At 29.3% G+C, this 16,024-nt stretch carries 14 protein-coding genes; 1 reads left to right on the plus strand and 13 read right to left on the minus strand.

Annotated features, from left to right (window positions below):
• Positions 1-2: 2 nt before the first annotated feature.
• From rplI to BN350_RS14425, 13 genes are all read right to left on the minus strand, one after another.
• A complete protein-coding gene (gene rplI, locus BN350_RS14365) occupies positions 3-449 on the minus strand; it encodes a 50S ribosomal protein L9 (RefSeq protein ID WP_028044228.1) in 447 nt (148 codons plus the stop codon).
• Positions 449-2,410, minus strand: coding sequence for a GGDEF domain-containing protein (locus BN350_RS14370; protein WP_028044229.1), 1,962 nt, complete (start codon positions 2,408-2,410; stop codon positions 449-451). Before BN350_RS14370 ends, rplI begins: the two co-directional genes overlap by 1 nt.
• 12 nt (positions 2,411-2,422) lie before the next feature.
• On the minus strand, positions 2,423-3,334 hold the full coding sequence (locus BN350_RS14375; protein WP_028044230.1) for a DUF2232 domain-containing protein: 912 nt from the start codon (positions 3,332-3,334) through the stop codon (positions 2,423-2,425).
• A 216-nt stretch (positions 3,335-3,550) separates the two neighbouring features.
• Positions 3,551-4,963, minus strand: coding sequence for a glycoside hydrolase family 1 protein (locus BN350_RS14380; protein ID WP_028044231.1), 1,413 nt, complete (start codon positions 4,961-4,963; stop codon positions 3,551-3,553).
• A gap of 72 nt (positions 4,964-5,035) precedes the next feature.
• On the minus strand, positions 5,036-6,595 hold the full coding sequence (locus BN350_RS14385) for a PTS transporter subunit EIIC (protein ID WP_147573597.1): 1,560 nt from the start codon (positions 6,593-6,595) through the stop codon (positions 5,036-5,038).
• The gene (locus tag BN350_RS14390) at positions 6,592-8,469 is read right to left on the minus strand and encodes a BglG family transcription antiterminator (protein ID WP_028044233.1); all 1,878 of its coding nucleotides are present in this window, start codon (positions 8,467-8,469) and stop codon (positions 6,592-6,594) included. The genes BN350_RS14385 and BN350_RS14390 overlap by 4 nt, the downstream gene beginning before the upstream one ends.
• Before the next feature lie 66 nt (positions 8,470-8,535).
• A complete protein-coding gene (locus tag BN350_RS14395) occupies positions 8,536-9,864 on the minus strand; it encodes a PTS sugar transporter subunit IIC (protein ID WP_028044234.1) in 1,329 nt (442 codons plus the stop codon).
• A 1,044-nt stretch (positions 9,865-10,908) separates the two neighbouring features.
• The gene (locus BN350_RS14400; RefSeq protein ID WP_028044235.1) at positions 10,909-12,243 is read right to left on the minus strand and encodes an ATP-binding protein; all 1,335 of its coding nucleotides are present in this window, start codon (positions 12,241-12,243) and stop codon (positions 10,909-10,911) included.
• A 230-nt stretch (positions 12,244-12,473) separates the two neighbouring features.
• The gene (gene rpsR / locus BN350_RS14405) at positions 12,474-12,704 is read right to left on the minus strand and encodes a 30S ribosomal protein S18 (RefSeq protein WP_028044236.1); all 231 of its coding nucleotides are present in this window, start codon (positions 12,702-12,704) and stop codon (positions 12,474-12,476) included.
• 14 nt (positions 12,705-12,718) lie between these two features.
• Positions 12,719-13,174: a single-stranded DNA-binding protein gene (ssb, locus tag BN350_RS14410; protein ID WP_028044237.1), complete on the minus strand. Its 456-nt coding sequence runs from the start codon at positions 13,172-13,174 to the stop codon at positions 12,719-12,721.
• A gap of 14 nt (positions 13,175-13,188) precedes the next feature.
• Complete coding sequence (rpsF, locus tag BN350_RS14415) at positions 13,189-13,473, minus strand: 30S ribosomal protein S6 (protein WP_028044238.1); 285 nt, start codon at positions 13,471-13,473, stop codon at positions 13,189-13,191.
• Positions 13,474-13,596: 123 nt separating this feature from the next.
• On the minus strand, positions 13,597-14,466 hold the full coding sequence (locus BN350_RS14420) for an NAD-dependent epimerase/dehydratase family protein (protein WP_044600355.1): 870 nt from the start codon (positions 14,464-14,466) through the stop codon (positions 13,597-13,599).
• Between the two features lie 46 nt (positions 14,467-14,512).
• Positions 14,513-14,938, minus strand: a complete 426-nt coding sequence (locus tag BN350_RS14425; protein ID WP_028044240.1) for a metallophosphoesterase family protein — start codon at positions 14,936-14,938, stop codon at positions 14,513-14,515.
• Positions 14,939-15,276: 338 nt separating this feature from the next.
• Here BN350_RS14425 and BN350_RS14430 point away from each other — a divergent pair, with 338 nt between their 5' ends.
• Complete coding sequence (locus BN350_RS14430; protein WP_028044241.1) at positions 15,277-15,882, plus strand: peptidoglycan recognition protein family protein; 606 nt, start codon at positions 15,277-15,279, stop codon at positions 15,880-15,882.
• Positions 15,883-16,024 lie beyond the last annotated feature (142 nt).

Consider the following 16,024-nt stretch of genomic DNA (forward strand, 5'->3'; position numbering starts at 1 on the left):
CCTTATTTTTCTTGTAAATGCACTTTGATTGTTGCTATAACATCTTTATATAATTCAATATCTAACTTTGTATATCCAAGAGCCTGAATAGGTCTTGCATTAATAAATTTTCTTTTATCAATTTTAATATCATGCTTCTTTAATAATTCTTCAGCAATGTTTTTTGTAGAAACACTTCCAAAAGTTTTTCCATCTTTACCAGAATTTAAATAAAATTCCAGTGTAATACTTTCTATAACTTTCTTTAATTCTTCTGCTTTTTTCTTGTTTTCTAAATCTTGTAAACGTTCTTTTTCTTTATTCTGTGCAACAATTTCCTTCCCATGCTCAGTTGCTAATACTGCTAATTTATTCTTAATCAAGAAATTTTGACCATATCCATCAGCAACATTAACAATTTCACCTTTCTTTCCTACTTTCTTTACATCCTGTGTTAAAATAACTTTCATTACACTTCACCTCTATCTTCTAAATATTCTTTAATCTTCTCTTCTAATAAAAGCCTTACATCTTCTATTGTTTGATTTTCAAATTGAGCAGCAGCCATACTAAAATGACCTCCTCCACCCATATTCTCCATAATAATTTGAACATTAATGTCCTTAGCACTTCTTGCACTAATCGCAACCACTGTTTTAGATACTCTACCAATTGTAAATGTGGCCTTAATACCTCTAACTTCTAATAATGAATTACTTGCTTTAGAAAGCATTGCTCTAGCATATTCTTCTTTTTCAGTTCCACATGCTATTAAAATATATGGATTATATTGGTATGCTGTTTGTGTCATCGAAAGTTTCTTCAATGTTTCGTCATAAGAATCTTCCAAAAATTCATATGCTTGTGTAACATTAGCTTGTAATTCTTTAAGATATGCAGCTGACTGAAAAGTACGTACTCCAACTCGCTGTTTAAAATTGTTCGTATCAACCAGCATACCAGCATACATGACCGTTGCATCGAGTTCATTCATGCTCAAATCTATATTCTGATAATCGCACAATTCAACAACCAATTCAACTGTGCTAGATGCAGCTGGTTCTAAATAAGTGAGTACTGGAGCCTCTATGAATTCTTCACCTCGACGATGGTGATCAATAATCACTTTATTTCTCACACGTTCTAATAATGAATGAGAAATAGCTAAACTTGGCTTATGATTATCAACGATAATTAATAAAGTATTTTTATTGATTCGTTCCATTGCTTCTGTATAACTGACAATCAGTCCTTTATATCTTTCATCAGACCTTACCAAATTGGCAACATTCTTTGTTTTTTGTTCAATTGAATCAAAATCCAGCACAATATTTGCTTTTTTACCATAAGCCATTGCAATCTTTGCAACACCAAGTGATGCTCCAAATGAATCTAAATCAGAATTCTTATGTCCCATTACAAGAACCAAACTAGAATTCTTCATTAATCCAGCTAATGACTGTGCAATAACTCTTGCACGCACTTTACTGCTCTTTTCAAACGTATCACTATTACCACCAAAGAATTTAACATTATCATCACCAGACTTCACAGCAACCTGATCTCCACCACGTGAATAAGTTAAGTTCAACGCATTAGAAGCCATATCATCAAGTTCTCTTAAAACACGAGAATCTCTACCAATTCCTATACTTAAAGTCATGACTTCATCTAATTCTCTAGACATTTCTTTAAATGTATCAAGTATAGCAAATTTATTTTCAACTTGTTTCTTATAAATTCTTTCATTGAAAAATGCTAAATATCCACCAGATTTAAATCTTCTAATAATAATTCCATTAGAATAGGCCCAATCAACAATAACTTGTCTAGATTTAGATTGAATCAAAGCCATCTTTGGTTCATCTGCATTTTCTAATGTTTCTTCATAATTATCTATCGTAATATATGCCATACAAACCTGCTGATCTAGATAATCCTGTTGAAGAGATAGAAACTGAGTCACATCTTTTAAATAAATTAATTTTGTTTCTTTACTGTTATAAGCCTCAAAACGTTTCCCTTTAATATCTATGACTTTGATATCTTCATCATCGAATAGTGAAGCCAAATGAGGTTGCCATTCTAACAATTTCACTCCCACAATATTAATATTCATTTCTTTAAACAAATCACTTGTCCAAACAACATTTCTAGTCTCATCATATTGGATTAATGCAATCCCACCAAATATCAATGCATTTTTAATATCTACATTTAACGCATCCGAAACACTCATATTATTGGTTTCTAACAAATATGATAAATAAGCTAAAATAACAAACAAGATAATATTCTTAATTAAAGCATATACTGCAAAAGCAAACAACAATGAGTTATTAGTCAGAAGATACAATCCAAACAGAAAAACTGACTCACCAACAAGTAATGCTATTATCAGATTTCTCATCTGAATAATTCTTCTTGTCATTATCATCCCTCCTTAATCGTTGCTATGTCTATTATACAATATATTTTCACGTAAATCACTAAATATATCTAGGATTCCTATCACAACATATAAAGTATTCACCATTGGTACAAGTATACCAATAAAAACCAATATCATCAACTTTGGTTTTTCTTTCATTATTAAAAACCATGATAAAAAAGCAAGTCCTTGTAATGCAAAAGCTACAATAGCAATTGTATAGGCATAAGATAAATAAATATTTTGATATCCTGCATAATTTAAAATAACATATGATCCAAACAACATAACAGCAAGTATTATCCCTGTACTTTTCTTTAAATGCATTGTTGCTATATGGAAAGAACCTGGAAATTCAATCTTTAATCTCATTAATGTGATTTGACATAACAACAAAATAACATACATTTCCATGACTGATGTTAATAAAATAATCAATGGAGCCATAGATAAAAAGAAGTCTAATGATATCTTATCTGATAAAGCTGATATAGGTTGTATCATTGTCACATACATTTCTTCCATTTCAGCCATAAAATTAATGCCTAATAATCCAGAAAAGACTTCATATATAAGTATATTATTAAGGAAAGTAATAATCAAAGTCCCAAATAAAATTGTTTCTTTCTTAGCTTTCCTTTTTAACGCTTCACCAATAAATATCCCTACAAAGCATGAAGAAATAGATGATATAACGAAAAAAGGCAGTCCCATCATCGCAATCACAATCATTGATACAAAACAGACAATGATATTATCTTTTAATGTATATGTGTATCCATACCAAACAAGTGGAATAACCATTACATAACAAATAAAAATATCAAACATACTTCCTGTATAAGTATTAAACAAAGATAAAGCTCCAAAGATTGCTGCAATCATTGCTCCTTGAACCATCTTTTTAGTATCTGTATGTCCCATAATGTCTCCTTTCTAAAACAAAGCATATTATATCACAATATTCATCATTAAACATATCTTTTAACCTTTATAGTATTCTCTTATAATCAAAAATATATATTATTTTCCTCTTTTCTAACACATCTTTCTTTATATTTACAAAAACATCCTATAGAATCTACACTTTCTGTTTTGTGTTCATTCTATAGGATATTGTTTTAATTATTAATTTTTGTATTATAATTTCTTTCCATTGCTTGCTATAACCTTTTGATACCAATCAAAAGATTCTTTTTTATATCTTTTAAAACTTCCCTGCCCTTCATTATCCACGTCCACATATATAAAACCATAACGTTTTTTCATTTCTCCTGTTGAACAGCTGATCAAATCAATACATCCCCATGGAAGATATCCCATAAGTTCAACACCGTCTTGAATTGCTTCCTTCATTTGTTCAATATGCTTTCGTATATAATCAATACGATATGTATCATGTACTGTTTCATTTTCTAAGATATCTATAGCTCCTAACCCATTTTCAACAATAAACAATGGTTTTTGATATCTGTCATATAATTGATTTAAGTAAATTCGTAACCCTTTACTATCTATTTGCCAACCCCACTCACTTGTCTGCAAGTAAGGATTAGAAACACCTATTGACATATTTCCTATTTTCTTTAACTGTGAAGTATCATTCATCACGACACTGCTCATATAATAACTCAAAGCTAAATAATCCGATGTATTATTTTTAATGATATCTAAATCATCCTCTTTAATTTCTAATTGAACATTTAATTCTTCAAACATTCTTGTTGTATATGCTGGATACATTCCTCTCATCAAAACATCAGAAAAGAACAATGATTGTCTTGATTGCTTTAAATTTGCTAAAACATCATCTGGATTGCATGAATATGGATAACTGAGTTGCCCTGCTAACATCATTCCAATTTTTGCATCTGGTATGATTTCATGACATGCTTTTACTGCTAAAGCACTTGCTACAAACTGATGATGTGCAGCCTGATAAATCTTTTGAAATCTTGAGGGATCATCAAACGATTCATGAAATCCACCACCTAATGCTGGCATAATAGCTAAGGTATTAATTTCATTAAAATTCATCCAATATTTAACTTTATCTTTATAACGTTCAAAAATCGTCCTGGCATACTTTTCATACAAAGCAATCAGTTTTCTATTTTTCCATCCTCCATACTCTCTCGCTAAATAAAGCGGTGTTTCGTAATGAGTAATTGTTATAATGGGTTCAATATTATACTTTAACATTTCATCAAACAAGTCATCATAAAACTGTAATCCAGCTTCATTTGGTTTTTCTTCAGTACCCTTTGGATAAATACGTGTCCATGCAATAGACGTACGCAATGCTTTAAATCCCATTTCAGCAAACAGTTTGATATCTTCTTCAAAGCAATGATAAAAGTCTATTGCCCTATGACTAGGATAATATTTGTTTTGATTGATATATTCTCCATAATGTTCAAACCTTTCTTCATTAACCAGTAAAGTATCAGCTGTAGATGGTTCCTTACCATCTTCGTTATATGCACCTTCAACCTGATGTGCAGCAATCGCTCCACCCCATAAAAAATGAGAATCAAAAACAGATTCTTTCATACTTATAATCACTCTCCTTTTTCAAAACAATTATATCGTATTAAAAAATCTATGACCTTATCATTTATTTCCTCATTTTTTAATTTTATTGAACACGATCTGATTATTGTTTTTCTCATAATTGATAAAAAATGGATAGTACAAACACATGTCTACAATTAATATTCCTATGCATAATAATAATCCTAACCAACTATTATTGGTCAGTATTGCTCCTACTCCAAATGGCATATAAGTACTTATTTCAGCTCCAGTAGGAAAAGGAACTATTGGAATCAACTTCATAAAAATAATACATATCAATAAATTTATAAGCGGTATGATTGTAAATGGTATAAACATAAAAGGATTAAACACTATTGGAAACCCATAAATCAATGGCTCGTTAATATTAAATAATGAAGTCATTAATGCAAGTTTACCTAAAGTTTTTGTAGATGCCTGTTTAGATTTTACAATCATTAATACATTTAAAGCTAAAGTTGCACCTACTCCACCCATAAATACCCAGGGTATTAAAAACCAATAAGGGTATGGAGCAGGTAAATTTGAAGCAAAAGCAGTAATATTTGCATAATATATTGTTGTATGCAAAGGAAGTATGAGTGTATAGATAAGTTGTGGTCCATGTATACCTATAAAATATAACAACGATGATAAAAATATAAAGACTGCAAATCCCCATACTCCCTCTGAAATAGGCTTTAAAAGCAGTGAGATAAATTGATTAAAATATATAAATATATTCTGATACGAGGTTAACATAAAAATATATCTTATACATAAATAGATTGTTAATACAACAACACATGAAGCAGCCATCTTCATCAAGTCATCTTTTAAAAATTTCGACCTTAAAATATAATCATAAATCTTTGAAAATATCAAAGAAGACATCATAGCTACAAATACTCCAGAAGAATTCACATATTGTAAATCAATCATTGCCGTATAAATACTAGTCAAACTTCCCTGTCGAGCAACATCAATAGGTATCAGCAATAAATAACAAGCCATACTTAAAAGTCCAGCAAACAGTTTATCTTTATAATCAATTCGATATTGATATGCGACAACAAAACTAAAAATCAACCCTATAGAATTAGACAATACAACAATTGGTATTTCAAAAAAAGTTTTCAATCCTGATGAATCAAGGAAATTCTGATAGACCTCTAAAGGCAGAGACAAAATAAGCGAAAATAAGGCCTGAACGATCATTAAAGACCCCAAAGCAACAGAAGAATTAACCAATACTTTCACAAATCTATGTTTAGAAATATCTCTCATAACATGAACAAACCCAATAAAGTACTGTTTTTCCTCACTTCTTTTCATGGGACTTTCTATGAACTGAAACAATAATTGACAATCCATACTTGCATAAATATTTTCAGGAATTAATTTGATACATGAACACATATTATTAAGTGATTTTATTTGTTCTTGTGATGGCTTTGTTTGAGGTGCAAACAAGATCATGTCATACTCTCTTGCATATTCATCTACAAATGTATCACTTATTGAAGAAAAATGATATGTCAATTGATTCAACTGAACATATTGATTCAATTTCCTGATAAAAATCTTACTTGTAATTCCTCCACTACAACAAATCAAAATTTTTTTCATAAAATATGAATCAACTCCTCATAAGAAGATATCTTATCCAATTCTTGAAGCCATTGATTATTCATAATCAAATCAATAATATTTTCATTGATAAATTCACTTTCTTCTTTAGAGTTTTTATTCCCAGAAATAAGAAATATATATTTAACATAATTATTTTTCCACAAAATACTTTTCTTTAATGTCATAATCATGATAATTGTTTGTTCTGTACATAATGAAGAAGGATGTGGCATTGCAACTAAGTTTCCAACTTCTGTAGAAGATAAAGCCTCTCTTTCTTCTATGAATTTTTGAAAAGAAAAAGGTAATGAATAAATATTCTCAATTTTATGACACATATCATTCAAGATATCTTCTTTTGTTTGAAATGTTTGCTGTAATAAAACAAGATCTTTATTAATAAATGATTGTAAATTTCTCATATGATGATTTTCCTGTAGCTCTATATCATCAAAAATATTTTCCATATATATAATAGGCTTATCTAACTTTAGATTTAATTTTACTGTACTTATTATATAATCAATATGACTTAAATTTACTAATTGTATTGATTGAGAATCATAAACCTGAATATGTGAGTCATCAATATCAAACTTCTTCATCAATCGTTTCTTTAATATTGATGATGTTCCCATACCTGAAGAACAGATAATGACAATGTTTTTCATCTTTGTTTGTTCTTGCAATCTTTCAATTGCCATACTGTAATGCAAAGCAAGATACCCTAATTCACCTTCAGCAATAGGCTTATGATATTCATCTTGAATAACTTGTGAAGCAATAACTGCACATTCATATGCATCAGCCATTTTCAGTTTAATATCCTTTATAATAGGATTAGGCATATCTAGACCATATTGTATTCTGACTACTAAAGGCATCATATGTAATGCTAATAATGTAAACAATTCAAAATCTCCATCAAAATGATATCCCAGCTTCATTAAAATCTGTTGATTGATTTTTTGTATCATCTGTTCCATTTCATGAGATATTTGCGCAATTTCTCCATCCACTTGTGTTAATTTCTTTCCAAAAAGATGTATTCTTACATATTCTATTTCTTCTTTCGGAAAAGTGATAGAGAAATAACCTTGAAGTTCTTCGACAATATCATTAGCTAATAAATATTCAATACTTACATTATCAACTTGAATAGGATAAGTCGTAATTAATTGTTTCTCTTCAATTCTTTTTATTGCGACTATAAGATGAATAATGAGATTTTGAAAACCAATATCTGTTAACTTATAATTATATTTTTTGAGGCATCTTAAAACAATCTGCCTTATATATTGATGATTTTGTGAATCTATATGATATTCTTCCATAAAACGTTTTAAAGAACTTTCTCTTTTTTGAATACAATTATGAACCAAACAAATTCTTTTATCTATTTCATTTCCCTCTAACTTTAAACCATAAGAGGGCTTTGAAATAACTGTCAGATGATATAAAGCAAATTTCTTTTTCACTTCTTTAAATAATCTATTCATGGTCGGACGACTGATCCACAATTCATCACATAAATCATCTAATTTTATATAGCCTTCTTCTAAAATAAACCGTTGAATGATATAAGTCATTTTATCTTCTGTCTCGCTTGGTATAATACTTCTATTCTCATCTAAAAGAGTTTTCCAATTATTTCGATACTGATCTTCAATAGAAATGCTATAACCACTTTTAAAATGTGATTTTATTTCTATTCCAATCAATCTTAAATTATTTTTATTCTGATGAATCGTTTCTCTTACAGTACGGCTGCTTATACCTATAATATTTGCAATCTCCTGACTGGTAACTGGCCTGCCATAAGACACTAAAATTTCAACTATTTTTATTATTCTTTCATCTAGTGGCATCATTTGTTTTCCTCCATCTTTTCCCCATTATACATGATTTTATATGCAACAAAAAGAGGATTTCTCCCCTTATTCATTCACAACTTCTTGTTCACTTAATTGTATTTCATTTTTTAAATTTATTGAGTCTTGACGTTTAAAAAATGGGTAATAAATAATTAAGTCTATTGCAACTAAAGCAATTGCCCAAACAACACCTGTCCACGAACCATTATTTAGTGACTGATAAAAACCAAAGGGCATAAATGTATTGATAGCGGCACCTGTTGGAGCTGCAACTAATCCAATTCTTGTGACCAATGACGATAAGAATAAATTGACCATAGGACAGGCAATAAATGGTATGGCCAAATTAATGTTCATAATAACTGGCGATCCAAACATAATAGGTTCGTTTATATTGAATAGTGATGTTGCGATTGTTAATTTCCCTAAAGTTTTAAATTGTGATGACTTTGCTCTTGTTAACATCAACAGATTTAATGCCAATGTTGACCCTACTCCTCCAATAAGTGTATAACATAAGAAATTCCACTCTGGATATGGACAAGCTGTTCCTGCTGCAAATGCAGATAGATTTGCCATTGCCATAGCATTATAAATAGGAGCCATAGCGGCATAAGTCACCATTGTCCCATGAACGCCAAACAACCATAAAATATGACCTATTAATGTATAAATAACAAATCCCCAGAATCCTCCACCAACATTAGTTAATGGCTGCTGCAATAATGTATAGATTAAATTTTGAGCAGTCCCATATGTAGTATAAGATAGTGCTGTTCTTATTAACATAAATATAATAAAGACCAATCCCGCTGGAATCATTGTTTCAAACATATTAGAAACATTTGGTGGAACTGATGCTGGCATTTTAATCTTGATATTTTTATCTAAACACCAAACATAGATTCTTGCTCCAGCAATTCCTGCAATCATGGCTAAAAATAATCCAGTAGCTCCAAATGATGAAACTGGCAAAACATTGTTTACAATACCTGATACTTCTGCACCAGATGCATCCGTTAATATCGCCGTTGTCTCAAATGGAGTCAGTAATAATAATGCTCCTAAACTAATCATTGCCCCTGAAAAAGGATTTTTACTAAATGACTTTGCAGTAAAATACCCCAAAGCGATAACCAAATATAACGAAATTAAATCACTCGTAATCATGACAGGAAAGTTTAAAATATCTACCAAGCCTGTACTTGTTAAAAAATTTGTGTACCAATCTCCTAATGGTAAAGAACGAATTAACATGAAGATTGATCCTCCAATTGTTAATGCACTTACACCCATAAAACCATCCATAATAATCTTTACATATCTTGCATTTGTAAACTTATCAATATTAGGTACAATTTTTTCTTCAAAATAATTTTTGAGTTTACTCATTTTTATTCCTCCCTTTCTTTAATTCAATCATACCAACATATTGATTTAAGTTAAATTTCATTATTTTCCATAAATATTATGCCTATTCAACATTTTTTGATAATCATCTCTTATCATTGATTGAAAGAAGAGAATCAAAAAACTCTTTTCTATCCTTTAACATAATGTTTACAATAATTATATACTATATGACTTCATAAACAAATAAATATTCTTATCACTATAAGTAAGGACCTTTATTTATAATAGTATTCAAACGCAAAAAAGCCTTGAACTTACCATCAAGACTTTATAGCATTAATTATTTAGTATGAATAATATATTTTGATGGTAAGTTGTAGGCACTTGTTATTTTGATTTTTCAGTAGGCTCAAGATAATTCTGTTTACCATCAGTTTATGACATTAATTTCTTAATTGAACTTTGGCATATGTATGAATAGCATTATCTATGCAGGAATAACACGGAATATAACAGCCTTATAACTACTGATTAGCTACATTGACAATGGTATCTACTTGAAGTGTTGTTATATCACCTTGATATATTTCCATTCATGATTCATTATTAATAGGACTTGGTAATCTGACATTCACAAGAGAATGATACAAAGAAAATAATTCTTTCATGTGATGTTGGTAATGAAAAGTTATATTGTCCTTCTTTTAATAAGTATTAGATAAGATATATAAATCTATCAATTTGTTTCATTGTTTTTACATCTTTTATAAACAGATTAATGAATAAATATATTTTTTTGAACAGTATTCAATGATATTGTTATATTATTCTACATTAACCATTTCACGATTTATCTTATAAAATAGAACTCTTGAAATTTACTTTTATTTAAATATCATTCTTCTCAAGATTTCATAAACCTTGCTTTCTCAAATAATATAAATCTCTTATTCCAATATATTCTGTAATTTCTGAACCCTTATATGCTTTATAATAGCAGAACGTCAAAGTCTTTTCATCAAATTTAGTTCCATTTGGTACTGGAGAAAATATAATAAAAGCAACATTACTTTCTACCTAAAATCATTCCTTTTTAATAAATGGAGCCATATACATTGGAAGCATTTGTATATCTTCTATTTTTTGATAATCTTTTTGTGAGAGAATCAAACATGAATCAATATGTTTAGAATATTTTTTCTTGAATTCAGTGATTGATTCATATTTTCCTAATCCAGATGATTTTACTTCTATTGCAGATATTTTTGAACCTTGTGATATTAAGAAATCAATTTCATAATAATGAGTACTTCCTTCTTTTTCCCAAGTATGATAATAGAGTTCTCTATCTTGAGAAACTAAAATTTGAGCAATTAAATTTTCATATAAATATCCCAAATTAGCAGGTAATTTATCTGATAATAGTTTTGCATAGATATTATTATCAACGGATGGTCTATCCATTAATAAAAGAGTCACAAATAATCCAGTATCAGATAAATAAAGTTTATAACTATCTAAATCTTTTGTTAAAGATAGACTCACTTTCGGATCAGTTGAATTGTAACAAGATAAAACAGTTTTAGAATCAAGTAAATCAAACAATAATTCTCTTTCTCTATTTGTTGGTCTTTTTCCTATAGCTGTTGATAGTCGATATTTCTTTGTTCCTTTAGCTAACTGAGCTGGTATTGAATGATATAACGCAGATATTCTACCAGATTGATCTATTTTTTTAAAATCTTCTTCATATAAATTGATGATTTGTCTTTTCATATAATCAATAGTCGAAAAATCTTTTCCATCTATGTATGCTTCAACAGCTTGGGGCATACCTCCTACCGCCATATAGATTCTTAAATCTCTCATAAGCTTTCTATTTATAGCTTGACCCACACTTCTTTTCAAATGATATAATTGTTCTAATGCATGATAGTTAGTGTTCGTTGCATTACAAAATTCTTCATAATCCATTGGATATATTTGAATCTTCATTTCTTCAGAGGGAATCAAAATATCTTTTACATTTTTTTTAATTGAAATCAAAGACCCAGTTTCAATATAATGATATTTACCATCTTTAACCAAATGTTTTATTGCTTGTCTTGCTTTAGGGAACAATTGAACCTCATCAAATATAATAACAGATTCATGTTTATATAATGTTACTCCTGTTATTGCTTGTAATCTTAAAAAGAATATATCCAAATCATTTATATCATCAAAACATGATATAACATCATTTGAGGCAATTGAAAAATCTATAAGAATATAAGTTTTATATTCGTTTTCAGCAAACGACTTTGCAATTGTTGACTTCCCAACACGTCTAGCCCCTTCTAGAAGTACAGCATATTTATTTGCATATTTTGATTTCCATTCTAATAATTTTTCATATCCTTTTCTTTTAAAATACATAAACTTTACACTCTCCTATCGTTTCTTCAATACTATTATATCAGATTATTTACATTTCTTCAAAGTTATATTTAACCAAAAACGACATTTCTTCAAAACTATTTTTAATTAAATATGACATTTCTTCAATGTTTTTATAATATATCTATTATACCCTTTTATTTAAAAATAATATCAATAGTTTATCTAAAAGAAAAAACCTTGATTTCATCAAGGTTTCCAGTCTTTAATTATTCACCAGTATATGGTAATAATGCCATTTGTCTAGCACGTTTAATAGCAGTTGCTAATTGTCTTTGGTATTTAGCGCTTGTTCCTGTTACACGTCTAGGAATGATTTTTCCATTTGCAGAAACGAATCTTTTTAATAATTCAACATCTTTATAATCGATGTAATCAATCTTGTTTTTTGTAAAGTAGCAAACTTTCTTTCTACCCATTCTTTGTCTTTTGAATGCCATAAGTCTTATCCTCCTTAAAATTGAATATCATCTTCCATGATATTAAATGAATCAAAAGAATTATCAAAATCCTTTTCTAAATCCACTGTTTTCATATCATAGAAATTATTTTGTTCCACTTGAGGTTGTTGTTGCTGTGCTTTTTCCCTAGCAGCTTTTGTTTCTAGGAATTGAACACTATCACAAACAACTTCTACAACATAAACTTTTTGTCCTTGTGCATTATCATAACTACGAGAACGTAGTCTTCCTTCTACACCAACTAAAGATCCTTTAGAACAATACTTTTCAACATTTTCAGCCACTTTATTCCAAACAACACAGTTAATATAATCTGCTTGTTGTCCATCTGCTGAATTGTAATTACGATTCAACGCTAAAGTGAAACTTGTCACTGCTGCACCTGTATTTGTTCTTCTCAATTCTGGGTCTCTTGTCATTCTTCCAACGAGTACGACACGATTAATCATATATTACGCACCTCTTAATCTCTTCTAAGAGTTAAATGACGTAACATGTTTGCATTAATACGTGATAAACGTTCGAATTCAGCAATATTTGCAGGAGTCGTTGTTGTATCAATAACAACATAATATCCTTTAGTATAATCTTTGATTTCGTAAGCTAAATCACGTAATCCCCATTCGTTAACGTTATCTACAGTTCCTTCATTAGTAGTTAATACTTTTTTGTAACTTTCGATAAGTGCATTTCTTGCATCTTCTTCAACGTCTGGTTTTACAATAAACATAATTTCATATTTGTTCATCTTTTTACCTCCTCCTATGGTCTATGGTCTGCATCTTACATGTAGACAGGCAGTAAATATTTTTTACATGCTTATGCATTATAGCACAACATAATTGAAAATACAATGAGTTTATCAATATTTTTACACATTCTCAAGTTTTAAAATTGATTCATCAATGAGTGAAAATATCCATTGTTTTAATGGTTGAAAATAAAAACCAAATGTTTCTGCTTTTAAGACACAAATACTATGAGACTGGATACTATTATAAGGTGCAATATCTCCGTTATTGGCTGGAACATAGCCTTTATTTGTTTTCTGTTCTACATATTGAATAATCTCTGCTAATGATATTGTCCCCTCTGAACTTCCATTATATATTTCACGATGTCCTTTGTCTGCTAAAAATGCTAAAAACTTGCCCGCATCACTTGCTAAAACAAAACTAAGCTGTTCATTGATATTATTAATAAGCATTGGTTTGCTATCATAAATATGCTTAACATAGAAATCCAAACGTTCTGTATAATCATTATGGCCTAGCACAACTGGGAATCTCACAATCACAAAATCTTGTTGTGGATAAATTTGTGTAAGAACTGCTTCTGCTTGTCGCTTTCCTTCATCATAATCAAAATCTTCTCGTTGACCCCATTTTATCAAATAATGATAAGGATCAAAATCTGTTTCTATAGTCTTTTCATGTAAATTATAAACAGCTGTCGAAGATACTAAAATATATTTTTGGCAATGAATAGTATCCAGTGCAATTTTTACAGCATCAGAACAATAAGCTAAATTATCATAAACAACATCATATTGCTTATTTTTAAACGCTCTTGCCATACTATCTGCATTATTCCTATCAACTATGATTCTTGATACACAATCACCAAAATCATCTGGTGATTTTCCTCTTGTTGCAATTGTTACAGAATAATCTTTCTGTAATAAAGACTTGACTAACTCTATACCAAAAAAACGTGTTCCTCCTAATACCAATACTTCCATACTTATCCATCTCCTATAGATTTATCTTATACTTATACATCATCAATTACAATTCTTTTTTATGAATTACATAATGATGCTTCTCTATCTCAATAATGACATATGTTAACGGCAATGAAAAACGTCTTCTTCCGCAACTTCCAGGATTTATATACTGAACTCCTTCTTCCTTATAACATGTATATTGATGAGAGTGACCAAAAATATAGAAATCAACATCTTTCCTCCCACCAATCTGATGAATCATATAGAAATGAAAGCCACCTATTTCAAAAGATTCTTCTTCATTTAAACTCAATTGATCATTATTCCCCTTCACTGCAATGACAGGTGCAAGTTCTCTTAATTGAATGAGAATTTCTTCCTTCATAATATCTCCAGCATGTAAAATATAATCACATTTTTTTAAGTCATTAATTACTTCTTCCCTTAATACATTATGAGTATCAGAAATCACACCAATTCGATACATTTTTTCACTCCTTATCCTCATAATTTTTCTATAAAATTCATATCATATAAAGATTATGATTTTTAATATGTCTTTTTATACTATTCCTCAACAATAATATTCAAACGAATACAGATAACATATATGGTCTGTACAATTTAGTTATACCATTTCTATATAAAATGTAAATATACTGATTATCCATATAAATACGGGCAATCACTAAAAGAGTTATTTTATGAGTCAAATAACTTTTATTCTACAAAATATTAATCATTTCTTAAAAACTTATTTTATATTTATTAATACTTTTCTATGATTTTATGTCATAATAAGATTACAGTAAATGGGGTGTAAGAATGGTAAAAAAGAAAAAAAGATTAAAGAAAGGGATATTATTTTTATTGGTTATTATTTTGACAGCTGGTATTGCTGGGGGTTATTACATTACGACAAGACATAATGATATTGAAGAATATAATGTCGATGGTTTATCAATACAGCATCAGTTTTTAACTGTCAATCCATATTCAAGAAGCGGCAAGAATTTACCTAGAATTAAAGGCATTGTTGTACACTATACAGCTAATCCTGGTTCCACAGCTCAAAATAATCGTAATTATTTTGAAAATTTAAAAGATAAACATACAACATCAGTATCAAGTCATTTTATTATTGGACTCAAGGGAGAGATTATACAATGTATTCCATTGAATGAAATTGCTTATGCCTCTAATAATCGAAATAAGGATACAATTTCTATAGAGTGCTGCCATCCTGATAAAAGTGGAAAATTTAATGATGAAACTTATCAGTCATTACAAAAATTAGTTCAGGCTTTGATGTCTACATATCATTTAGATAAAAATGACATTATTAGACATTATGACGTTACTGGAAAAAGTTGTCCAAAATATTTTGTTGATTATCCTAAGGAATGGGAAAAATTTCTCAATTCACTGTAAAGTAAAAGAAAGATGAAAAATCATCTTTCTTTTTAACATCCATCTATTTCTCGACACCTAATATAGGCGAAATAGATTTTATGTCGGCTCACTAGTATAATAACAGAACTCATGCAAAAGTCAAGTATTATTGGTATGGATG

The sequence above is a fragment of the Candidatus Stoquefichus massiliensis AP9 genome (assembly GCF_000455285.1).
Taxonomy (GTDB): domain Bacteria; phylum Bacillota_I; class Bacilli_A; order Erysipelotrichales; family Coprobacillaceae; genus Stoquefichus; species Stoquefichus massiliensis.

Coding starts and splice junctions, on each gene's coding strand:
- rplI (WP_028044228.1), bottom strand. CDS start 449: ATGAAAGTTATTTTAACACAGGATGTAAAGAAAGTAGGAAAGAAAGGT.
- BN350_RS14370 (WP_028044229.1), bottom strand. CDS start 2,410: ATGACAAGAAGAATTATTCAGATGAGAAATCTGATAATAGCATTACTT.
- BN350_RS14375 (WP_028044230.1), bottom strand. CDS start 3,334: ATGGGACATACAGATACTAAAAAGATGGTTCAAGGAGCAATGATTGCA.
- BN350_RS14380 (WP_028044231.1), bottom strand. CDS start 4,963: ATGAAAGAATCTGTTTTTGATTCTCATTTTTTATGGGGTGGAGCGATT.
- BN350_RS14385 (WP_147573597.1), bottom strand. CDS start 6,595: ATGAAAAAAATTTTGATTTGTTGTAGTGGAGGAATTACAAGTAAGATT.
- BN350_RS14390 (WP_028044233.1), bottom strand. CDS start 8,469: ATGATGCCACTAGATGAAAGAATAATAAAAATAGTTGAAATTTTAGTG.
- BN350_RS14395 (WP_028044234.1), bottom strand. CDS start 9,864: ATGAGTAAACTCAAAAATTATTTTGAAGAAAAAATTGTACCTAATATT.
- BN350_RS14400 (WP_028044235.1), bottom strand. CDS start 12,243: ATGTATTTTAAAAGAAAAGGATATGAAAAATTATTAGAATGGAAATCA.
- rpsR (WP_028044236.1), bottom strand. CDS start 12,704: ATGGCATTCAAAAGACAAAGAATGGGTAGAAAGAAAGTTTGCTACTTT.
- ssb (WP_028044237.1), bottom strand. CDS start 13,174: ATGATTAATCGTGTCGTACTCGTTGGAAGAATGACAAGAGACCCAGAA.
- rpsF (WP_028044238.1), bottom strand. CDS start 13,473: ATGAACAAATATGAAATTATGTTTATTGTAAAACCAGACGTTGAAGAA.
- BN350_RS14420 (WP_044600355.1), bottom strand. CDS start 14,466: ATGGAAGTATTGGTATTAGGAGGAACACGTTTTTTTGGTATAGAGTTA.
- BN350_RS14425 (WP_028044240.1), bottom strand. CDS start 14,938: ATGTATCGAATTGGTGTGATTTCTGATACTCATAATGTATTAAGGGAA.
- BN350_RS14430 (WP_028044241.1), top strand. CDS start 15,277: ATGGTAAAAAAGAAAAAAAGATTAAAGAAAGGGATATTATTTTTATTG.